The organism is Vibrio sp. 10N.286.49.B3 (assembly GCF_002873395.1).
Taxonomy (GTDB): Bacteria; Pseudomonadota; Gammaproteobacteria; order Enterobacterales; family Vibrionaceae; genus Vibrio.
Window position 1 is genome coordinate 69909 of the sequence record NZ_MCUV01000024.1, and the last position, 22489, is coordinate 92397.

At 40.1% G+C, this 22489-nt stretch carries 17 protein-coding genes; 8 read left to right on the forward strand and 9 right to left on the reverse strand.

The features are described from left to right. The first annotated feature begins 66 nt into the window (after positions 1–66). Positions 67–330, forward strand: coding sequence for a hypothetical protein (locus tag BCU68_RS08915; RefSeq protein ID WP_102564424.1), 264 nt, complete (start codon positions 67–69; stop codon positions 328–330). A 30-nt stretch (positions 331–360) separates the two neighbouring features. Here the strand turns inward: BCU68_RS08915 and BCU68_RS08920 are convergent, their stop codons facing one another. Next, positions 361–1125, reverse strand: coding sequence for a ribonuclease H family protein (locus BCU68_RS08920; RefSeq protein WP_102564425.1), 765 nt, complete (start codon positions 1123–1125; stop codon positions 361–363). A 178-nt stretch (positions 1126–1303) separates the two neighbouring features. Between BCU68_RS08920 and BCU68_RS08925 the strand changes: the two genes are divergently transcribed. Then, entirely contained in the window at positions 1304–1546 is a 243-nt protein-coding gene (locus BCU68_RS08925) for an RNA recognition motif containing protein (RefSeq protein WP_102564426.1), read from the forward strand. Positions 1547–1792: 246 nt separating this feature from the next. Further along, positions 1793–4159, forward strand: a complete 2367-nt coding sequence (locus tag BCU68_RS08930; protein ID WP_102564427.1) for an ATP-binding protein — start codon at positions 1793–1795, stop codon at positions 4157–4159. 122 nt (positions 4160–4281) lie between these two features. On the opposite strand, the gene BCU68_RS08935 is transcribed toward BCU68_RS08930, so the two are convergent. The 6 genes from BCU68_RS08935 to deoD form a co-directional block, all read right to left on the reverse strand. Then, entirely contained in the window at positions 4282–5007 is a 726-nt protein-coding gene (locus BCU68_RS08935) for a flagellar brake protein (RefSeq protein ID WP_102564428.1), read from the reverse strand. Positions 5008–5157: 150 nt separating this feature from the next. Beyond that, on the reverse strand, positions 5158–6918 hold the full coding sequence (locus tag BCU68_RS08940; protein ID WP_102564429.1) for an EAL domain-containing protein: 1761 nt from the start codon (positions 6916–6918) through the stop codon (positions 5158–5160). Between the two features lie 454 nt (positions 6919–7372). Further along, a complete protein-coding gene (locus BCU68_RS08945) occupies positions 7373–8503 on the reverse strand; it encodes an HlyD family secretion protein (protein ID WP_102564430.1) in 1131 nt (376 codons plus the stop codon). Beyond that, complete coding sequence (locus BCU68_RS08950) at positions 8503–8895, reverse strand: DUF3302 domain-containing protein (RefSeq protein ID WP_102564431.1); 393 nt, start codon at positions 8893–8895, stop codon at positions 8503–8505. Before BCU68_RS08950 ends, BCU68_RS08945 begins: the two co-directional genes overlap by 1 nt. Positions 8896–9083: 188 nt before the next feature. Further along, positions 9084–10553, reverse strand: a complete 1470-nt coding sequence (locus BCU68_RS08955) for a lactate dehydrogenase (RefSeq protein ID WP_102564432.1) — start codon at positions 10551–10553, stop codon at positions 9084–9086. A gap of 63 nt (positions 10554–10616) precedes the next feature. Then, complete coding sequence (gene deoD / locus BCU68_RS08960) at positions 10617–11327, reverse strand: purine-nucleoside phosphorylase (RefSeq protein ID WP_102564433.1); 711 nt, start codon at positions 11325–11327, stop codon at positions 10617–10619. A 265-nt stretch (positions 11328–11592) separates the two neighbouring features. Between deoD and phrB the strand changes: the two genes are divergently transcribed. Together phrB and BCU68_RS08970 are read left to right on the forward strand one after the other, a co-directional pair. Then, positions 11593–13029, forward strand: coding sequence for a deoxyribodipyrimidine photo-lyase (phrB, locus tag BCU68_RS08965; RefSeq protein WP_102564434.1), 1437 nt, complete (start codon positions 11593–11595; stop codon positions 13027–13029). Beyond that, positions 13026–13985, forward strand: a complete 960-nt coding sequence (locus BCU68_RS08970; protein WP_102564435.1) for a L,D-transpeptidase family protein — start codon at positions 13026–13028, stop codon at positions 13983–13985. The genes phrB and BCU68_RS08970 overlap by 4 nt, the downstream gene beginning before the upstream one ends. Before the next feature lie 81 nt (positions 13986–14066). On the opposite strand, the gene BCU68_RS08975 is transcribed toward BCU68_RS08970, so the two are convergent. After that, positions 14067–14333: an Lpp/OprI family alanine-zipper lipoprotein gene (locus BCU68_RS08975; RefSeq protein WP_102564436.1), complete on the reverse strand. Its 267-nt coding sequence runs from the start codon at positions 14331–14333 to the stop codon at positions 14067–14069. A 288-nt stretch (positions 14334–14621) separates the two neighbouring features. On the opposite strand from BCU68_RS08975, the gene BCU68_RS08980 reads away from it, so the two are divergent. Then, positions 14622–15956, forward strand: a complete 1335-nt coding sequence (locus BCU68_RS08980; RefSeq protein WP_102564437.1) for a DEAD/DEAH box helicase — start codon at positions 14622–14624, stop codon at positions 15954–15956. A gap of 131 nt (positions 15957–16087) precedes the next feature. On the opposite strand, the gene BCU68_RS08985 is transcribed toward BCU68_RS08980, so the two are convergent. Beyond that, entirely contained in the window at positions 16088–18607 is a 2520-nt protein-coding gene (locus BCU68_RS08985) for a nitrate reductase (RefSeq protein WP_102564438.1), read from the reverse strand. Between the two features lie 434 nt (positions 18608–19041). Here BCU68_RS08985 and cobA point away from each other — a divergent pair, with 434 nt between their 5' ends. Next, positions 19042–19866: a uroporphyrinogen-III C-methyltransferase gene (gene cobA, locus BCU68_RS08990; protein WP_102564439.1), complete on the forward strand. Its 825-nt coding sequence runs from the start codon at positions 19042–19044 to the stop codon at positions 19864–19866. 19 nt (positions 19867–19885) lie between these two features. Then, positions 19886–22474: a nitrite reductase large subunit NirB gene (gene nirB, locus BCU68_RS08995; RefSeq protein WP_102564440.1), complete on the forward strand. Its 2589-nt coding sequence runs from the start codon at positions 19886–19888 to the stop codon at positions 22472–22474. Positions 22475–22489 lie beyond the last annotated feature (15 nt).

Here is a 22489-nt window from a genome sequence, read left to right on the forward strand (position 1 = left end):
TATAACTATACTTATATGAATGACAGAGTTATCTGTTGGTATAGATACATGTATTAAGGGGGCGTTGTGAGTAAAAGAAAAAAAAATCGTAAAGATATGGCATTAGATTTTGATTTTACACCAGAGCAACGGACCCATTTTACCAACATGGCTCATCAAACGGACTTAAAAAGAGCCTGGCAAGCGAATCAATTTCAACAATCATCGAGCATGTCGGTACTAAAGCAGTATTCGCGATTAAAGCCACAATACTCAAAGCGTGTTAAGCGGACTCTTTGGCTGCTTATATTCGTGGCAGTTGTGATGGTCAGTATGTACTTTATAGGCTAGTAACCCAAATCAGATACTAGCCAGTTTACTTTAACCTGATGTCATAGCAAGTATTGTATTTACATCCATAGTATCAGCGTAGCGATGAAAACCAGCATCTTGGCTCTTAATGGCATGAATCGACATTCTATCGGCTAATTCATTGCCTTCCACGCCAACGTGACCATTAACATGCAAGATAGCAACCTTATCTTTAATCTCGGTATAACGGGCAAACATTTCCTGTATAAGAGCTAAGTTCTTAATCTCACCGCCTGATTTTTTCCAGCCATTCTTTTTCCAATTCGCTGCCCATTGGGTAATACACTGAATGGAGTATTTAGAATCACAACAAATGCTGACGGATTTTGAGCTTAATATGGCACTTTTAGCCATAATTAACGCTTGGTTTAAGGCATTCAACTCGGCCGTGTTATTCGTGCCCTGAGGGTGATATAAGCCATACCATAACTCGGCGAGCTGGTTATGGTGGTAAACGGCAATTCCTGAACCCGAACGACCAGGGTTTGGGTCACATCCTCCATCGGTAAAGATAGTAACATCGCTTTGCAAAGCAATAATTTCTTTAGCGGTATAGGTCTTTACGCTATTTTTACTTGCTGCTGTTTTCTTAGTCGGTGTTGCTGATGAGCCTGAATTCGACTTTCCTTCAAACGCTAATTGCGCTTCTTCTTTTGTTTTAAATGACTTATAGCGAGCACCATTGAACCCATCAACGTGGCTTTTACAAGTTGCCCAATCGGTGAAAATACCTGTTTTTCGACCCTTCCAAACGACATAATATTTCTTTGCCATTACATTACGTACTCATCACTATTGATTATACGTAGACTATAGCCTGTCCTTAATCATGCTTGAAGAAAAAAGTGAAGCAAAACCTAGCATCGCATTTAATCTAATATATCAGCTTGGTTTATGGCTTGGCTTCTGTGATAATCACCTTTACTGTAGATGATAAAAATAAGATATTCCTATGAAATTATTAGTTCGTAACCTACCACGCACCACAACTCAAGATGAGTTAAAAGCCCTGTTTGAGCAATACGGTGCTGTCGTTTCTTGTAACCTAGTAATGGATGAAGAAACGGGGCGTTCAAAAGGATTTGGTTTTGTAGAAATGCCAGAAATGGATGATGCAGTAAAAGCGATTCAAGAGTTAGATCGCAGCAAAATCGAGAAAGAAAAGATTCGCGTAAAAGAAGTGACATATAACTAATAACAATTGCAGTTATATTGTATTGATAAGCCAGAAATGACTCACTCATTTCTGGCTTTTTTAATGGCTATCAATTACGGCTAGAGCAAGGAAGTTTTAAGCGTTGAATCGAACCTATTTTGACCTGATTACCAACCAAAATGGTATAATTATTGAGCGCTTAAATAACCCTGTAAGTTAAGTCACTAAAAAACGCGATTTTTACGACTACACTAAAGTTAACTAAATGGAATTTAAAGGACTTTTATGGCGATCCATAAGCTCAATTCACAAGCATTATACCGTGTTGCGGATTTAGATAATCTGCCTTGTAAGTCGACGAAAGAATTAGCTCCGATTGATGAAATTGTGGGGCAAGAGCGGGCTCAAAAAGCGGTTGAGTTTGCAATGTCGATTAAAGAAAAAGGCTACAATATTTATGCAATCGGTCAAAATGGGCTGGGTAAGCGGACGATGATTTTGCGCTACTTAAGTCGTCACCAGCCAGAGAGTGATGAAGTCTTTGATTGGTGCTACTTAGCCAATTTTGACAATATCAGAACGCCGAAAGTATTAAAGTTACCTTGTGGGGTTGGCAATACCTTTAGGCAAGATATTGAAGTATTAATGGTCAAGTTATTAAAAGCTATGCCTCTAGCGTTTGATAATGAAATGTACTTTAGCCGTGCGGATAAATTAAAAAATCAGTTAGCGAAAAAACAGCAAGCCGCTTTAGATGGAATTAATAAGGAAGCGGTTAAGCAGGGCATTAGCTTAACGCTTACTAATCAAGGCGATTATCAATTTGTTGCGATGAATGGCGAAGAAATGCATACCGAAGAGAGCTTTGATGCATTGAGCCCAAAAGAGCAAGAGCAATTTGATAAAACTATTGATGGACTAGAGGTGAGCTTACGTAATATGTCACGCTCATTAACAGAGCTTGAAGAGACCTATTCTGAAAAAATTCAAAAATTGAATGATGAAGTTGCATTAGATGTGATTGCTCATTTTATTAAAAAGTTGAAAAAAGATTACGCTCAGTATCCAGAGATAAAAAAACACCTTACCGATTTACAAAAAGACATTGTTGATAATGCGGATATTTTCTTAGAGCAAGCAGAGAGCAATGATCAGGCAGAAATTGCCTCCGCTTCGTTAGATAAAAAGTTACCACGTCGCTATAAAGTTAATGTGTTAGTCAGTCAACAAGATAAAACCTTCCCGATCATTGTTGAAGAGCACCCGAATTATCACTCACTGTTTGGCTATGTCGAAACCGCCACTTTTAAAGGAACAGTCTTTACTGATTTCTCATTAATACGCGCTGGAAGCTTACACAAGGCGAATGGCGGGGTATTACTGATGGATGCGGTTAAAGTTCTTGAACAACCTTATGTCTGGGATGGGCTAAAACGAGCTTTACGCTCCCGCCAGTTGAGCTTTACCTCTTTAGAAAAAGAAGTGACCTTAACGGGGACGGTATCTTTAGATCCTGAACCTATTCCTCTTGATGTGAAAATTATCTTATTTGGTGATTATAAAACTTATCAATTATTACGTCATTATGATGCTGAGTTTGCTGAATTGTTCCGGGTAACGGCTGATTTTGAAGATGAAATGCAGCGAACCACAGATTCTGAAATGCACTATGCTCGCTTTATTTCTAGCATCGTGCATGACAATAATATGCTTCATTGTGATAGAAAGGCGATGGCACGTATTATTGAGTACAGCTCACGCCAGTCAGGCGATCAGAGTAAGTTATCATTACACTCAGCTCAAATTGCCAACTTGCTACGAGAGTCAAATTACGTTGCTAAAATATCGAAATCCAATTTGATTCGCGCTAGTCACGTCGAGCAAGCTCTCGCCAATCAGTTGCTTAGAGTTAATCGCTTGCAAGATAACGTGATGGAAACCTTCATTAATGGTACTACGCTAATTCACACGGATGGCCACGCTATAGGTCAAGTGAATGCTTTGTCGGTGCTGAGCACGACGGATCATATGTTTGGAGCACCGAATCGGATCACTGCAACAACCGCGTATGGTAATGGTGATGTTATTGATATCGAGAGAAATGTTGATCTTGGAGGAAGTATTCACTCGAAAGGCGTCATGATCTTATCCGCCTACTTATCTTCAGTGTTTGGACGCACAGCCAAAGTACCGTTAACGACTCACATAACCTTTGAACAATCTTATGGCGGTGTTGATGGCGATAGTGCCAGCATGGCTGAATTTTGTGCGATAGTCTCTGCATTCTCGAAACAAGCCAATCGACAAGATATTGCGATCACCGGCTCAATGAATCAGTTTGGTGAATCACAGCCGATTGGTGGGGTAAATGAAAAGATCGAAGGTTTTTTTGATGTGTGTAGTATTAAAGGTCGAACTTTGACTCAAGGCGTCATCATCCCACACTCAAATCAGCATAATTTGATGCTACGAGCGGATATTGTTAAAGCGGTCGAGCGTGGTGAGTTTCATATTTGGGCTATTGAGCATGTATCAGAAGCGATTGAAATATTTACAGGTAAAAAAGCGGGTGAGTTAAATGATGAGGGGGCATACCCTGTCGATACTATTTTTGGTCTAGCTCAAACTAAACTCAATGCATTGAGAAAGTAGTTAACGCCGCTTTAGATTGAATGTGTAGAGGTCTTACTTAGCATCATTCAAATGAAGTTTAGATTTATTAAAGTGCCATTCCTGTTGTAGTCGCAGTTATAGCACTTGATTGGTGTTCAGGTTTAGTTACGGAAAATTAATTTAGTACCATCAAACTTTAGGTGAGATAAAAGATCTTTAACGTTCTCATGCCCTTCATTATTAAACTCTAAGCCATAGCGTGAGTAATGGTATGACTTTTGCGAATTACAAACTTTTCCTTTCAGTGGGCTGAAGTGAGTTTTTCGGGTCGTCCCTGAATGGACCGAAATAGACACTTGGTCACCAATTTGAATTGGTTTACCAAGCGGTGGAGTAAAGAATCGACACCCTCCTTTGGACAAATCTCTTATCTCACAGTCAATGCTATTACCATCAAATGAGGCTTTGGCTGATAGATTGACATTGTAGCGAGTTTCTTTACGTAGTTGAGCGATTTGCATATTGGCTGGGATAGAAAGCATTAGCATAGGTAGTGGTTCAGAGATTGAGTGCTGCAGTTGACTACGAAACTGAACAACAGCACCTTCACCTCGGTAACAGAAAGCTTTGACTTTTATCCAAAATCCTGGCTGGAAATAAAAAGAGAAATCATCATCAGAAATGTTAGGAGTCTCAATGAGTATGCTACCACTGCTATGAACGCCAATAAATTTTGTCGCAGTAATAAACTTAATACCGACAGGTGTTGTAACGTTAAGCGTCATTTCGCTGCTGTGCTCAATCATCTCTAAAGCATCAGTGCTATTGATCGTTGTGATGTTTGATGAGTCTTTATTTGATTTATGTTTCACAGCCGATACGTGCATTAATTGAACTCTCCATGAGTACAGAACATTTAATCTAAACTATTGATAGTAGTTTTTTATTCTATGTTGTTCAATCACAAATTCAATTAAGCACCAATGGGTTCAATATTAGCTTTGACTCTATTTGTGAGAGAAAAAGCTAATAAGTATTTAAAAGTTATGATATTTTAGTAGTTCAACAAGAGACTTCACATTCAACTTTTCAAGCAAGCGATATTTATAGGTACTAACCGTTTTTACGTTAATACTTAACTGGTTAGCTATCGCTTTATTGCCGACACCTTCAATGAGTAGCTTTAAAACCTCTAATTCTCGCTTTGAAAGGGCATCGAGTGGAACCGTCGATGCAGCATTTTTTGCCGATAAAGTATTTTTATGAGCAAAATTCAATATGTTTTCTACCATTACATCAAGCTCAAGCGTGTTGCTAATATAGCCAGCATCAATGATATGACTATTCGCATCACAAAAGAGGTCACTTTGTTCTGAAATAAAAATCACCCGACCGTTGAAGTTGGAAGAGTCAATTTTTTCTATGATCTTAGCGTCATCTTCATTTGTTAAAGGTAGATTAACAATTAGTAAGTTACACAGCGTATCTCGAATGTGGTTCAGTGCTTGGTGACTATTCGTAACACGGTGTACACTTTCTACTTGAGTGTTCAATAATAGTTGGTTTTTTAATGCTGTACCAAGAATTGGCTGTTCATCGACAATTAATACATTCAGTTGTTCGCTATCTGTCTGAGTCTTTTGTTTCATTAACTCTTGTTTTAAAGCATGGATCGACATAGGGCGACCAGTGAAGTAGCCTTGGCATTCATCAGCATCCATATCTTTAAGGCATTGCCATGTCACCTCATCTTCTACACCTTCGACTACGACATTCAGTTGTAGTGCTTTTGCCGTACCGATACAGAGTTTAACAATAAGGGCATGCTGAAAATCGTCAAGCATATTACGGACAAAGCAGCGATCGATCTTCAAAGTATCAAAAGGTATTTGGGTTATTTTTTGTAAAGACGAGTAGCCGATACCAAAGTCATCAATGGCAAATTTGACCCCAAGCATTTTCAGGCGAGCTAAATTAATCAGTGAATTTGAGTCAGCAGAATAGATATGACTTTCCGTTAACTCTAAAACAAGGTTATGGTAGTTAAACCCTTCCGCCTTGCAGGTATCGATAATTTCATTACAAATATCAGAGCACTCCAGATCACGCTGCGTTAAGTTTATCGACAGCTTGATAGGTGTTGATAGATTTAAGCTCTGAATTGCTCTGACAGACTTATGCAATACAGTATGAAAGAGCAAGTTATAATTTTCTCTTTCATTAATATATGGCATAAAGTGGTTAGGCGTTAGGATACCCAATGTTGGATGATCCCAACGAATGAGCGCCTCAACACCAACAATAATATTTGACTTAAAGTTAACTTGTGGTTGGTAGAAGTAAAATATTTCACCATTTTCAACCGCTTTGATCACTTCTTCTTCAGTAAATAGATGCGTTTGTGATGCTTGTATATTTACTTTGGGTTTGGAATCATCAACCTCAAGTGCTTTGGATATATCATCAGATGCGAATGGTTTTTGTATCGCATTGACATTATTAAATTTTAATTCTTTACAAGCTAAATAAGCGAGTTTTATAACGCTTTGATCGCTGCTGCTTAATATAATGACATTAGCATGTTGTTGTTTATTTGATATTGTATTTAAAACTATAATGCCATCAGTATCAGGTAACTGAATGTCACAAAAAATATGTGTAAATCTTTCCTTAGCGCATAATTCCAGGGAGTCTTTCCCTGTATGTGAAATAACAATATCATTAAAACCTAATTTGTTTAATATTAACTTCAAGCTAATTGCTTGTATTTGATCGTCTTCAATAATGAGAACTTTCATCTTTAGGCCTTAAAACTTAAGAGTATTAACAATTTTTTTACTCTCACCCTAGGTAAGGGTAGGTGTGTTAGAAATATGTGAACTTATTCAGTCTGGATTTACAAAGGAATTAGTATCCTATGTGGAATAGTGAGTCAAGACCTAGAGGAGAAAAGCATACATTTAATCAAATTGTGGGAGCGTTTTTTTGTACCCTGTCAACTTATCGACAGAGTGCCATTATAATTACACCTTGTTAACGAAGAGATGAATAATGAAGTATAGAGTTCGCTTTAGAAAAACTTATGTATTAGTTAATAAACCTTATGGATATTAGCTGTCTGAGAATGATTTAATTGTATTTATATTGAGTTGGCAGTTTTTAATAGATCATTATGTGATAGTGGTTGCTAGATAATATATTCAATAGGTAATAGAAGAGACTTAGATAAGCCCCTTCTATTTTTATTGGTTATTAATGGTCGAGGTATAAATAATTCTGCCAACTCTTCATTCTAATTAACACCTTGCGCATAACGGATACATGAGTAAAACTATCTGAATAAACGGCAACTTCGACAGCTGTGCCTAAGGGTAAATCATAATTGGAGAGGTCATCATTGATAGCCAGGGTAACGAAAACTCGTCCATCGGTTCTTAATGCGTTAGTACCTAATAGTGATCCCCTCGCTTGAAACTGGCTTTCAGCAATAGCAGGTAATCGTTGTATCACTTCTCCTTTAAATACCTTTCCAGGTAGCGCACGGAACATAAATTCTGCTTCAAAACCCGGAGCTAGGCGTTGTAATGAATTTTGTCTGAAGGCTGCGGTATAAAGCTTTTCTTCTGTATGGACAAAGGTCATAACAGGCGCAAGTGGAAGAGGTACCGCCATGACTCCTGGGCGGAGCGCTAATTGAGTAACATAACCATCTGTTGGAGCCTGAACAACCGTTTGCTGCAGGTTAAATTCTGCTTTTCTTAGTTCAGCAAGTAACCCAGCGACGGCTGTATTTTCACCATTGATTTCTGACTCTAATGCGATGTTGGCTTGTTTTAATTGTGCATTGCTGACTTTTAGCTCGGCTTCTGCTGCTTTGTAATTTTGTAAGCGTGTGTCAACTTGTTGCTCTGTAAATGCCCCCTTTTTGTAGCCTCGCTGATATCGATCATACTCCCGTTTTGCTTTATCCCTTTCAGCTTCTGCTCTAACGGTAGCGGCTTCCGCTTCAGCGACATTGGACTCTAGCACTAGGGCATCTTGGCTTGCTTCCATTATCTCTGCTTTGAGCTTTGATACCTCAGCTTGAAAAGGGATCGGATCTATTTTGAATAACACATCCCCTTTTTTTAACTGCACATTTGGTTTAACGGGGACTTCTATCACTTTTCCACGCACGCCAGACACTATCGGTGTTGTGGCATAAACCTGATTGCCGATCTGTGTAAAGGGATGGTTGTAGTTCATTAATAGAATCAATGTACCAATTAAAACGACGCCACCTAATACTGCTGTTGGTACTGTCCACTTATTGAGTGGGATGTTAAATATTTTAAAGATCGCAATACACAAGGCGGCATAAGTCATTATTAGTAATAAATCCATTATTCAGCTCCTTGCTCAGGTGATGGGGAAGTATGGGGTGGAGCTTTATCCAAAGTCGTTTGAGAGTTTATTTGTTTTAGCTCTTGTTCGAGAAGTGCAACTTGATCGATTAACTGATCAACCCGATGATGTATATCTTGCTGTTCTTCCTTAATTTTATCAAAACCCCATCCACGATCTTTACGCCATAATGTTGCCCATATCCATAGGAAAGGCCAAATAGTATGTAGAGTGAATAGGCTAACCCAACCAGATACATGGATGGCGTCTTGGTGTGGATGACCGCGCTCCTTGGCAATCTCGTAGGGAATATCATGGATAACAATAATCCCATAAAAGATAACGAGCGCGACAAAAACGAGTAGACCGAGTGCGAAATAATCTAAAAACATAACACATCCTTGTTGGATAATTGACCTTAATGATACTTACTGGTTAATTATTTGTTATAAAAGAGATTAATACAACTCGATAAGAGAAATTTAATTGATAGTGACGCAGGTAATAGGCTTGCCTCTGGGTATTCGGCAAGCAAAGGTAGTCAACAGGGTTGTGTTAAAAGGTGAGATAAAAAATAAGACTAAGAGAGAAGTTGATTGACGGTCATTGGCTGCTTGGTTAATCCTAGTTTTTGCGCTGCGGTTTGCCCATCTTTTTGTTGATAGCAGAGGTTGTGCCATGCGCGAAAAATATCCAATAAAGGCAGTAACCCTGCTGGACGTAATTTGCGGCGAGGTTCATTAATAAAATGACTAAATAGTAACTGAAAGCGCTGTTGGTAAAACTCTGTCTGTTGTAGGGAGGCAAACTGTAACCAGTGCTCTAAGTTATTATTATCACCAGCCAGGTAACATAGCCCTTTTTGGTGATGATTTTGAGTACCAATTGCCCAGCGGTCACGCCACCAACTCATATAGACGATATCAACTTTATCAGAGCTATATTGCTGATCCCAACCACTCTCTTCTTGTACATACATTAGGTCAATTTTATGACTTTCAATTCTATCTAAAGATAAGCTTAATGCTGCAGAACGTAATAAAGGATCTTGAGGTAGATAGAGAGCAATCGGTTTATTTTGATCGCATAAATTAAACAGATGTAAAAAGTGTGCGTAGGCAGTATAGGGTGGTCGGATTAATGCCCCTTTCGATGGGTAAGTAAATGAAGTGAGATCCCCCATCGGATCTTCAACATTACTACGCGCTAGAATGGTTTGATATTGCTGTTCAATTAAGGCATTGAGCTTGTGTGATGAAGCGGTTTTAGTTTGGGTTGCTTCTGGGCTGAAATCGGTTGCGACATAGCGAGCATTGGGCTTATAAGCATTATGTTCACGACTTATTTGTTCTTTTGTATCAGAAGTATAGTTAATATGTTGGGAAAGAATATACCCTGAATGCGCTTCACCGGTCATCAGCCAGTAAACCCCATTGTTGCTGTTGGGTTGCAGGGCATGATAGTGAGAAGCGAATTGATAGCTTGTTGCCTGTGTTAACCAGCGATGATCGGTCACCGTTAATTTGTCTCGGCAGCGGTTAGCAATATACCTTAGATGATCGTAAAACGTTTTAGGGTTTACTGCGAGTTTTCGGCAGATTTCACGTACAGAATACCCCATAAACAATAGGGCAAGAAGTTGCTCTTGAAAGGCAAGATCTTTATTTTTACCAGAGCATTTATCAACAAAGGTTGCTAGGCACGCTTTACATCGGTAGCGTTGACGATCGCCACTAAATCCAAAAGCATGGTAAAGGTGCTTATGGGTATGAACAGATAAGCCAAACTGATGACATTGTGAATTTCTACATGCCAGCAGGTTGCTATTTTCATCTTGTTTTAAACGTTGGTATTCGTCTAATACATCTTGGTTATTCAGTAGAGGAGGAAATGCACCACACTCTCGACATATCATTGTGGGGCGTTTCGGGTTTGTATGTTGCAAAATATAGTGTATAGGATCGCTAGAACCAAAGTTCTTGCAGGCTAGTGTTTTACAAAAGTTGAGCTGTAATCCATGTGCCACATTGGGGAGTTTGCCATTTGACACAGTCGCTTTCCTTAGCTAAATACTGCCAAACCATGTTGGCAGTATCCTATTATATCAATTAGATTAGATGTTAATTGCCGTTTCCAATGCAACAACCATCATGTCGTTAAATGATTTTTGGCGTTCTTCTGAGCTCAGTTTTTCGCCACGAATGATGTGGTCTGAAACGGTTAAAATTGTCAGTGCTTTTGCTTTTAGATCAGCAGCAACACCGTAAATGCCAGCCGCTTCCATATCAACACCTAGGATGCCTAGCTTGTCCATTTTTTCAAAAATGTCAGCTTCAGGTGTGTAAAATAGGTCAGCAGAAAATACGTTACCAACTTTTACTGGTACATTATGAGCACGTGCTTGTTTTACTGATTCTTCCAGTAAACCAAAGTCAGCGATTGCTGCGAAATCATGGTTATTGAAACGGATACGGTTTACTTTTGAATCCGTTGACGCGCCCATACCAATCACAACGTCCATCAGCTTAACGTCATCACGTACAGCACCACAGCTACCAACGCGGATTACATTCTTTACACCAAACTCAGCAATTAATTCATGTACATAGATACAGCATGAAGGAATACCCATACCGTGACCCATAACCGATACTTTTTTACCTTTGTAGGTACCAGTGTAACCAAACATATTGCGTACATCACATACTTGCTTTACGTCATCTAAAAAAGTTTCAGCAATGTATTTAGCGCGAAGTGGATCACCTGGCATTAGAACTGTTTCTGCAAAATCACCAACTTGAGCATTAATATGAGGGGTAGCCATAATTGTTTCTCCGTTTTCATTAAGTAAATGACATTGGTAATGTGTATTACTAAATTATATTGAATTTGGTTTTTTATTTTCAGCTGATAGTAACGGCATCAAGCAGGATGACATGAGAGCATGATCACAAAACCAGCTTGATGATACTTTAACACTACTATTGATAACTAAATCTGTTGAACGGTGAAATTACCACTATTTGCTATGCTTGGAAAGGAAGTCTATTAATCAAATAGATTATTTAGTGAAGGTAGGTGCATTAAGAATGAATTTGATATGGTTTCGTCGAGATTTGCGAGTGATTGATAACACAGCGCTTAGGTTTGCCTTGGAGGCGAATCGTCCTGTTGTTGCTGTTTTTATTGCCACGCCAGAGCAATGGGGTCAACATCACATGTCACCGATTCAAGCTGACCTAATTTACCGTCGCTTGTTTGCACTCCGTGATGATCTCAAAAAGCTAAATATTCCCTTATTGTATTGTGAAGTAAGTAACTATTCAGCAAGTGTCGATGCCATAACCCATTTAGCTAATTCATTCGATGCCGATCATATTTTTGCTAATAAAGAGTATGAAGTGAATGAGGAACACAGAGATCGGTTATTAAAATCTTCCCTACTTGATTCTCAATGCACTCTATCTTTGTTCGATGATAAATGTGTGTTTGCCCCTGGTGACGTTTTAAATAAGCAAGGTACATATTTTAAAGTATTTACCCCTTTTAAGAAAAGTTGGTTAAATCGATTTACACCACCACATGTTACTTCCCCACATGCACAAGAATATAATCTATCTGACATGCAAAGTGAGCTTGCAAACGAGTCCAATTTTAGTGAATTGTCGGATTCAATTCGGTTCTCATACTCACGTAAAAATAGTCAGGCCTGGAAAGTGGAAAGTAGTGACATTATTCGCCAGTTACGTACATTTTGCACTCAGCATGTTGACCAATATGATGTTGAGCGCGACTTTCCCTCTCTCGATACAACCAGTCGACTTTCACCCTATCTAGCCATTGGAGCGCTTTCGGTTCGTCAATGTATTGCTCGTTTATATATGCAAAGCCAAGCGGGAGTACTTAGTACAGGTAAGCAGATTTGGCTCAGTGAATTAATATGGCGTGAATTTTATCAACATTTACTCTCTTTTGAGCCAAAGTTGTCGAGAGGTCATGCGTTCGTTACCTGGAGTGAGGATATTGGTTGGCATGATAACCTACAAGCACTACAGGCTTGGCAGCAAGGTAAAACAGGCTTTCCACTGGTTGATGCTGCCATGAGACAGCTAAATCAAACCGGTTGGATGCATAATCGTTTACGTATGGTTGTTGCCAGCTTCCTGACTAAAGATTTACATCTCAACTGGCGAGAAGGTGAAGCGTATTTTATGAGCCAATTAATTGATGGCGATTTTGCTGCCAACAACGGTGGTTGGCAATGGTCAGCCTCTACAGGTTGTGATGGGCAGCCATACTTTAGGATCTTTAACCCTGTAAGCCAAAGCGAACGATTTGATGCACAAGGCGAATTTATTCGTTACTGGTTACCTGAGCTTGAAAGTGTGCCGGATAAGTGGATTCATCAACCTTGGATGTGGGAGGGTTCACAAATGTTAGATTATCCCCAACCAATCATTGATCATAAAGTTGAAAGAGGGGTAACTTTAGCGGCATACAAAGCCGCAAAGGATAGCAGCCAATGATTTTTTTTAATGCCATTCATCAAATAGCAAAACCATGTTTGCCAAGAAAGTGGAAAAGCGCTTTATTGGGCCTGTGTTTATCAGCCAGTAGTGGGTGCTTACTTGCTGCAACTTATTCTCTACCAAGTGATGAAAGTAAAATGGTCGGTCGTCTACAAAGGCACATGGTTGATAAAGGCGAAACGCTCGCCAATATAGCGAAGCACTATGATGTTGGATTTTTAGCTTTAATGGCAGCAAATCAGGGCGTTGATCCTTTTTTACCTGCAGATGGTCATGTTTTGACTATCCCAACACAGCTAATTTTGCCCGATGTCCCAAAAGAGGGGATTGTAATTAACTTAGCAGAGCTGAGACTTTACTATTTTGAACCGAAGAAAGATCAAGTACATATTTTCCCTGTCGGAATCGGTAGAATTGGGCGTGATACCCCTGAAATGAAAACCAGCATAAGTCAGAAGCGAGCTAACCCTACCTGGACACCTCCTCAATCAATTCGTAAAGAGTATTTAGAAAAGGGAGTGACGTTGCCCACTGTTGTTCCTGCAGGGCCTGATAATCCGCTTGGTGAGTATGCTTTGCGTCTTTCCTATGGGATGGGGGATTATCTTATTCATGGTACAAATAAGGACTTTGGTATTGGTCTACGAGTCAGTTCTGGCTGTATACGTATGGAGCCAAAAGATATTGAGTGGCTTTTTAATCAAGTTAAGAAAGGTGAAAAGGTGCGCATAATTGATGAGCCAATTAAAGTCGCATTTGAGCCAGACCGTAGTGTGTTTATTGAGGTTCACGAACCATTGACACGCAGCAATGGGACCAAGAAAGAATTAGAATTGCCGAGCGATTTAAATCGATGGTTAGAGATGTATAATTTTTCATTAAGCAAAGCAAAATCAGTGATACTTGCTCAAAATGGCTTACCGATAGAAATAGTAACGCCTACTAATGAGTAGGCGTTACTATCATTAATCATTGAAACTTAGCTCGTATGATTAAGTTCCAATGACGGATGATTATTTTACTAAGTAAGTAAATTACTTAGTGTATGAGCGAGCAATGTTATCAATACGATCGTTCGCACGCTCAGCATCTTCTTTTGCAGTCATGGCCGCTTGACTTGCTTCAGACGCTTTCATTTCAGCACTCTTTTGTTCACTTTTTAGTGCAGAGACTTCTTGGCTCAGTTGAGCAACTTGGTTTTGCAGCTCAGACATGCCAACATCAGCAACTTTATCACTTGAAGAACAGCCCGCAAGTACAAATACAGATGCAGCAGCTACCGCGATTAACGTTTTATTCATAGGAACTCCTTGTTTGATAAATATCGATAGTCGCCATATATGTTGTAAATCATAGAGTAGCAACATATATCATTGTAGCGACAAATTTACATACAGCCTAATTTTGTGCGATGTTATTTTACTTTAATTATCTTTTTTCTCTATTTTGATTCAAATGCTTAACATGGGTCACAGGAAGTAGAGGTTAATTAATTAAGAATAATTTTGTGTGATCGCTATCCATGTTTGGTGTTTTCGCGGTATTATGTAGTGTTATTTAATTAAAATTGATCAAGACTGGAGAGTCCATTGCACTTTAAAGATTTAGGCCTAGATAATCGGTTACTGAAAACCTTAAAACACTACGATTTTAAGCAAGCAACCGATATTCAAAAACAAGCTATCCCTGTAGCTATCGCAGGAAAGGATTTATTAGCTTCGTCAAAAACTGGATCTGGCAAAACTTTAGCATTCGTTTTACCTATGCTGCATAAGGCTCTTAAGTCAAAAGCATTCTCAGCACGAGATCCTCGTGGTGTTATTTTGGCTCCAACGCGTGAGCTAGCAAAACAAGTTTACGGTGAACTTCGTTCAATGCTAGGTGGCTTATCTTACGATGCTGCTCTTATTGTTGGTGGTGAAAACTTCAACGATCAGGTAAAAGCATTACGCAAGTACCCACGCTTTATTGTTGCAACACCAGGTCGCTTAGCTGATCACCTTGAGCATAAATCAACGTTTTTAGATGGCGTTGATACCTTGGTTTTAGATGAAGCCGACCGTATGCTTGATCTAGGTTTTGCTCCAGAACTGCGCCGTATTAACAATGCAGCTCGTCACCGTCGTCGTCAGACGCTAATGTTCTCAGCAACGCTTGACCATGATGAAGTCAATGGTATTGCGGCTGAGATGTTAGATTCACCAAAGCGTATTGCCATTGGTGTTTCAAATGAAGAGCACAAAGATATTACGCAGAAATTTTACCTGTGTGATCACCTAGACCATAAAGAAGCACTGTTAGACCGCATTCTAGAAGAAGCGGAATATCGTCAGGTCATCATCTTTACCGCAACACGTATTGATACTGAGCGTCTAACCGCTAAGTTAAATGAGAAGAAATTAAAAGCCGTTGCATTAAGTGGCAGCTTAAATCAAACGCAACGTAGCGCAATCATGAGCCAATTTGAGCGCTTTGTGTTTAAGATCTTGGTAACAACCGATGTTGCTTCTCGTGGTCTTGATATTGCCAATGTAACGCACGTTATTAACTTTGATATGCCAAAGCATACCGAAGAGTACGTTCACCGTGTTGGTCGTACTGGTCGTGCTGGTAACAAAGGTGATGCGGTATCACTCGTCGGTCCAAAAGACTGGGATAGCTTTAAGCGTGTAGAAACATTCTTACAGCAAGATCTTAGCTTCTCTGTATTGGAAGGCTTAAAAGGTAAATTTAAAGGCCTACGCCCTCGTAATCTACCATTTAAAAAGGGTGGTCCAGCGAAGAAATCGAGCAAGCCAAAAGGCAGCACGACACCTAAGAAGCAGAAGAAACGCGATAAGAGCTTCCATCAAAATGTTGCAGTGGGTGATAGCGTCTTTATCCCTAAGAAAAAAGTCGCACCTAAAGTTGATGATGGTGAGTAAACCGCTAATGGGCTAGTTTATCCCTGATAGACAATATCCCTAATAGACTATGAAACCGAAGCTTGCACTCTTTGCTCTTTATCGTTGAGAGTATATGCAAACTTCGGTTTTTTTATATCTAAATTATTCACTTAATCTACATACTCCCTCTGCATAAACCGTTGCTCACCTTCATTATCAATGGCACTGGCGCATACCGCTTCTAACCATTCTACATCGAGCTCAGAAATAGGCGTTTTCACTAAGAAAGCTCGATTTACTCTCATTGACTTTATCGTCGCCACTCTAAAATTACCGCTATCATCATTGCTCTCATAGGATAATTTTTTATCACTATCAGCATCAAGAAAATGGCTGAGTTGTAGGGTTAATTCGATTGGGTTTAAATGAGAGGCAAGTCGATATAGATAGCCATGCTCGACTTTTTGCTTAACCCAGTAGTCAAAGGATTCAAAGTTAATGCTGTTTTTACTAATGAAAATGGCTTCCGTTCGGTAGTGCCATGGACGAATGGTTACTGGTGTGTGCTTGAATTCCGGTTGACCTGAGCGACTATCTGCATTCGGCTTAATCAAATCGCACGGCTTACTGTTTTTTGCCGTAAGTTGATTCCAATGGATTGGCATGAATAGCTCACCTGGTGCTATTGATTCGTTGACATCAACTCTAGCCAACACTTGTCCTTGAGCACTCTCTATCATACTAATCGCGTTGTGTTGTAGCTGGTATTGCTGTGCTGTTCGCGGGTGGATGGTGACATAAGGCTCTGGGGTGTGACTGGCTAAACGAGAAGAGAGGCCGGTACGTGTCATCGTATGCCAATGATCTCTGATCCGCCCGCTATTAAGTAAAAGTGGGTAGGAGGTATCGACTTGGCTTTGAGGTTGCTGATGTTGGACGGCAATAAACTGCGCTTTTTTATTCGTAGTAAAAAATTGCTGGTCATGAAACATACGCTGATGAACGATTTCAGTTTGTTTTATTAGTACTGGCCATTGTTGTGGCGTCAGTTCACTGTACCCTTTAGCATCTAAGTTGGTTAATCCAATTAGGGATAGGTCGCGGTTTTCTCCCATGGCATTATCTAAGCTTGTTAATTGGGCGTACTCATTAAAAATCTCTCCCTCATGGGCATAATCAAAAGCAGTGATAAACCCCATCTTTTGTGCAACTTGACTGACTATCCACCAATCAGGCTTAGCCAACCCTGGGCTAGGGAATAGTCGGCGTTGACGCGATATTCTACGCTCAGAGTTGGTGACAGTACCCGATTTTTCACTCCACCCTTGAGCAGGCAAAACCATATCGGCGAGTTGAGTCGTTTCAGTATCAGCAATACAGTCGGAGACGACAACAAAAGGGCACTTTTCGAGAGCGGATTTTATTTTTGCGCTATCGGGTAAACTTACCATTGGGTTGGTCGCCATAATCCAAACGGCTTTGATTTTGCCTTGTTCCATTGCATCAAAGAGATCAATGGCTTTAAGACCTGGTTGGTCAGCAAGATTGTTCGTTTGCCAGAAGTCACTGATCATTTGATGATGCTTAGGATTTTCGAACTCCATATGCGCTGCTAACGTATTGGCTAATCCACCGACTTCTCGCCCTCCCATTGCATTAGGTTGACCGGTGATGGAGAAGGGACCACAACCTTCTTTGCCTATTTTCCCTGTCGCTAGGTGACAATTGAGAATGCTGTTTACTTTATCAGTACCTTGAGAGGATTGATTGACACCTTGAGAGTAGATCGTGACGACTTTTTGAGTCGTAGAGAAGGCGGAGTAGAAGGTGGCTAAATCATCAGAAGCAATGCCCGTTATTTGTTCTACATTGCTATTTTGTTCGAGGTTAAGGCTCTGTTTTGCAAGAGTGAGCGCTTGTTCAAATCCATCGGTGTACTGTTCAATATACTGTTGATCAAGGCTATTATTGTCAGAAAGATAAGCAAGTAGACCATTAAATAATGAGACATCTGAGCCAGACTTTAATGCTAGATGGAGATCAGAAATTTCACACGTTGCTGTTTTACGAGGATCAATAACGACAATATTGAGTTGTGGATTATTTTGTTTAGCAAGACGTAAGCGTTGAAATAAAACTGGATGACACCAAGCTAAATTAGAGCCTGTTATGATCACCATTTCAGCTTGTTCTAAGTCTTCATAGCAGATCGGGACCGTATCGGTACCAAAAGCGCGTTTATGACCTGCGACAGAAGAAGCCATGCACAGTCGCGAGTTGCTATCAATATTACTGCTACCAATAAAGCCTTTCATTAATTTATTAGCGACATAGTAATCTTCAGTCAAAAGTTGCCCTGAGACATAAAAAGCAACGGAGTCTGGACCATACTCTTGAATGGTTTGCTGAAACTTTTCAGCGACCGTTTTTGTTGCTTCATCCCAACTAATATCGGTGACGAATGACTGATGATTAATACGGTTTCGCTTTAGCGGTACCATTAAGCGCCCATCAGTAATAACTGTATCACCAAGCGCAACTCCCTTTGTGCATAGCTTTCCATAGTTGGAGGGATGCTGTTTATCACCTCTAATATCAAGCCCTCCTTGCGCATTGGGTTTGGCTTCAATGCCACAACCTACTCCACAATAGGCACAGGTTGTTTTAATCCATCCATCATTACTTATCATTGTCCCTACCTTACTCATACAAATAGAGCTTGATGTTACAGTTGTTAAATATTTATCTATAGAAGCAATCTTTAAGCCATATAGTGGGAAGATAGTTAAATGGAGAGTTTTTGTTGTTTTTATAAATGTTTACAGCACTTTATATGTATATACCTCTAAAGTGGTATGTGGTGTAATGGTGATTATAGTGGGAGTTTATTTAATTGTTGCACTGTTTTGATGTGCTTTTGCACCAAAGGGGGCTTTAATTGCATTTTTTGAACGTTTTTATATTAGTACACTTGCCTAGTTATGAGGGTGTTTTTATTTTTAACATTATGTTTACCAAGTGAATTTGAATTTATTTATTGTGTATTTTTTGAACTGGCACTTTCTTTGCTGCCCTAATTGGTCAATGAGATTTAGTTTATCTCTTGAGCTAAAGGGAGTTGGATATGCAAAAAGTACAGAAGAATATAGGCAAAGTGACCTTAGTGGGAGCCGGTCCAGGAGATCCAGAATTGTTGACGATTAAAGCATTTAAAGCCATTCAAACCGCTGACATTATCGTTTTTGACAATCTGGTGAGTGAAGAGATACGTGCACTTTTTCCCAGCCAAACAGTACAGATTTATGTTGGTAAAGCTAAGGGTTGTCATAGTTCTAGCCAGCAAGATATCAATCAACTTCTCATTGAAAAAGCACTGTCTGGCTCAAGTGTATGCCGAGTAAAAGGAGGCGATGCATTTATCTTTGGTCGAGGTGGTGAAGAAATGCTCCTCCTTAGCCAAAGTGGTGTTGAGGTTGATGTGATTCCTGGCATTACTTCGGCATCTGGCTGTACAACGTATGCTCAAATCCCATTAACACATCGAGGGTTAGCGCAAGGGTGTACATTTATTACCGCACATGCAGAAAAAGAGCTCGATATAAAGTGGCAAGCATTAGCTCAACTAAACCAAACCTTAGTTATTTATATGGGCTTAAGTAAAACCTCACTTATTTCAGAGCAGCTAATAGCCGCTGGAATGTCGCCATCAATGCCCGTTGCGTTAATTGAAAATGGCTGTTGCCCACAACAAAGAACCATTATTGGTCATCTGGCAGAGCTTGATCAGCTAAAGGTTAAGCATGAGGTTCAGTCACCAGCTTTAATCGTTATAGGTCAAGTCGTCACCGTTGCTAAGAAAATGCAATGGTTGGAAAAATTGGCCAATTCAGATCTGAAAACTCAACAGCAAGACGCCCATCAATCGCAAGCCTTACCTTTATCAGCCTAGTTCTTTCAAGGATGGAATTATGAATATAGTAGATAGCACTCAAAGCCGTAATAGTAAAAAAAGAATTGTCGTGGTTGGCAATGGAATGGTTGGTCATAAATTTATTGATACGTTAATTGGAGCCAATTGCGATGATGTTGAAATCATCACTTTCTCAGAGGAGGACCGGTTAGCGTATGATCGCGTTCAACTGACGGCGTACTTTAATGGCAAGAGTGCCGATGACTTAGCGTTAACCGATGAAAATTATTATAACCAAAATGGTGTCAAGTTTGTTCTAGATGAAAAAGTCACCTCGTTAGATATTGCGAATCATCAAGTTATAACAGCAAGTGGACGATGTGAGCCTTATGATAAATTGATACTTGCCACTGGATCTTATCCATTTGTGCCACCGATTCCTGGTAATGATCAAGCGCATTGTCATGTTTATCGCACGTTAGATGATTTAGATGCAATTGAGCATTCAAGCAAAGAGAGTCAGTCAGGCGTTGTTATTGGTGGTGGTTTACTTGGTCTAGAAGCGGCCAATGCACTGAAGAATCTTGGGTTAAAAACTCATGTCGTCGAATTTGCGCCCCGTTTGATGGCTGTTCAGTTGGATGATGGTGGTGGTGCTCTTTTACGTCGCAAAATTGAAGATTTGGGCGTTTCTGTTCACACCGGTAAAGCGACGAACGAAATTATCGCAGGTGAGACATCTCGTTATCGAATGAACTTTTCAGATGGTTCATTTTTAGAGACAGATATGATCGTATTTTCAGCCGGTATTCGACCGCAAGATGAGTTGGCTCGTGATGCTGGACTTGAACTCGGTGAGCGAGGTGGAATTGTTATTAATGACCACTGCCAAACCAGTTCAGATGATATTTATGCCATTGGTGAGTGTGCACTTTGGCAGCAAAAAATATTTGGCTTGGTCGCACCAGGTTATCAAATGGCCAAGGTGACCGCGTCACATCTATTATCAGCAAATGAAGAGAGTTTACGCTTTAATGGTGCTGATATGAGTACAAAGCTGAAACTGCTTGGCGTGGATGTTGCCAGTATTGGTGATGTTCATGGGCAGATAGAAGGTGCGCAGTCTTATACTTATCACGATGAAATTGAGCAAGTCTATAAGCGATTAATTGTTTCCTCTGATGGAAAGAAAATAGTTGGAGCAGTGTTAGTTGGGGATGCTGATGCGTATGGCACTTTGTTACAGCTTAAACAAAATGACATGCCTTTACCTGACAATCCAGCCGTATTAATTTTACCTAATTTCTCAGCTGATGTTGATGGAGCGGGAATGGGGGTCGATGCTTTACCTGATGCCGCGATGATTTGTTCGTGTTTTGACGTTACAAAAGGGGACATCAAGCAAGCGGTCTCGGCAGGGTGTACGACTATGGCGATGCTTAAAGAGACAACCAATGCATCAACAGGTTGTGGTGGCTGTTCTGCGCTCGCTAAGCAAGTACTTGATTCTGAACTAAGCCAATTAGGTGTTGAGGTTAACAATGATCTCTGTGAGCACTTTGCTTATTCTCGCCAGGAGTTAAGCGACATTATTCGCGTGAACAAAATCGAAACCTTTGATCAGCTATTAACGGCTTATGGTTCTGGGCTCGGTTGTTCGGTGTGTAAACCGACAGTAGGATCAATTTTAGCTTCTTATTGGAACGATTATGTACTCGATGATAAACACCTTGAACTGCAAGACACTAATGATATTTACCTTGGTAATATGCAAAAAGATGGGACTTACTCTGTCGTGCCTCGAATTGCTGGTGGTGAAATAACGCCAGATAAACTGATTGTTCTAGGGCAGGTCGCCAAGGACTATAACCTCTATACAAAAATCACAGGCGGTCAACGAGTTGATTTGTTTGGCGCTCAACTCAATGAATTACCTCTAATTTGGAAAAGACTGGTTGATGCAGGTTTTGAGACGGGCCACGCCTATGGTAAGTCGGTGCGTACTGTTAAATCTTGCGTTGGCAGTACATGGTGTCGCTATGGTGTTGCTGACAGTGTCGGCTTTGCCATTGATATTGAAAATCGATACAAAGGCTTACGTTCCCCTCATAAACTCAAATTTGCCGTTTCAGGTTGTACTCGTGAGTGTGCTGAAGCTCAATCTAAAGATATTGGTATTATTGCCACGGATAAAGGTTGGAACCTCTATGTTTGCGGTAACGGAGGAATGCGCCCGCGCCATGCTGATCTCTTTGCCTCTGATCTTGATGAGAAAACCCTAACTCAATATATCGATAGAATTCTCATGTTTTATATCCGCACTGCAGATCGATTGCAGCGTACCTCTGTATGGCTAGAAAACTTAGAGGGCGGGATTGAATATCTAAAACAAGTGGTCATTGACGATAAATTGAACTTGGTTGAAGAGCTTGAAAAAGAGATGGCGACCAATATCAGTCATTACCAATGCGAATGGAAAACCACCTTAGAAAGTCCAGACAAACTTAAACGTTTTCAGCACTTTATTAATAGTGATGAAGTGGACGATAACTTGGAGTTTGTTACCGCGCGCGATCAGCGTTTCCCAAATGATAAGGTCAAGCAGGTGAAGTCGCTTGAGCAAAGAATCGACGTTGTTGAAATTTGATTATTATAAAAATAA

What these genes read in the sequence shown, in the direction of transcription:
- deoD (WP_102564433.1), bottom strand. Translation starts at nt 11,327, where the DNA reads ATGGCTACCCCTCATATTAATGCTCAAGTTGGTGATTTTGCAGAAACA.
- BCU68_RS08935 (WP_102564428.1), bottom strand. Translation starts at nt 5,007, where the DNA reads ATGCACGTATCGGCTGTGAAACATAAATCAAATAAAGACTCATCAAAC.
- BCU68_RS08920 (WP_102564425.1), bottom strand. Translation starts at nt 1,125, where the DNA reads ATGGCAAAGAAATATTATGTCGTTTGGAAGGGTCGAAAAACAGGTATT.
- BCU68_RS08945 (WP_102564430.1), bottom strand. Translation starts at nt 8,503, where the DNA reads ATGGATTTATTACTAATAATGACTTATGCCGCCTTGTGTATTGCGATC.
- BCU68_RS08940 (WP_102564429.1), bottom strand. Translation starts at nt 6,918, where the DNA reads ATGAAAGTTCTCATTATTGAAGACGATCAAATACAAGCAATTAGCTTG.
- BCU68_RS08950 (WP_102564431.1), bottom strand. Translation starts at nt 8,895, where the DNA reads ATGTTTTTAGATTATTTCGCACTCGGTCTACTCGTTTTTGTCGCGCTC.
- nirB (WP_102564440.1), top strand. Translation starts at nt 19,886, where the DNA reads ATGAATATAGTAGATAGCACTCAAAGCCGTAATAGTAAAAAAAGAATT.
- BCU68_RS08970 (WP_102564435.1), top strand. Translation starts at nt 13,026, where the DNA reads ATGATTTTTTTTAATGCCATTCATCAAATAGCAAAACCATGTTTGCCA.
- BCU68_RS08975 (WP_102564436.1), bottom strand. Translation starts at nt 14,333, where the DNA reads ATGAATAAAACGTTAATCGCGGTAGCTGCTGCATCTGTATTTGTACTT.
- cobA (WP_102564439.1), top strand. Translation starts at nt 19,042, where the DNA reads ATGCAAAAAGTACAGAAGAATATAGGCAAAGTGACCTTAGTGGGAGCC.
- BCU68_RS08985 (WP_102564438.1), bottom strand. Translation starts at nt 18,607, where the DNA reads ATGATAAGTAATGATGGATGGATTAAAACAACCTGTGCCTATTGTGGA.
- BCU68_RS08930 (WP_102564427.1), top strand. Translation starts at nt 1,793, where the DNA reads ATGGCGATCCATAAGCTCAATTCACAAGCATTATACCGTGTTGCGGAT.
- phrB (WP_102564434.1), top strand. Translation starts at nt 11,593, where the DNA reads ATGAATTTGATATGGTTTCGTCGAGATTTGCGAGTGATTGATAACACA.
- BCU68_RS08925 (WP_102564426.1), top strand. Translation starts at nt 1,304, where the DNA reads ATGAAATTATTAGTTCGTAACCTACCACGCACCACAACTCAAGATGAG.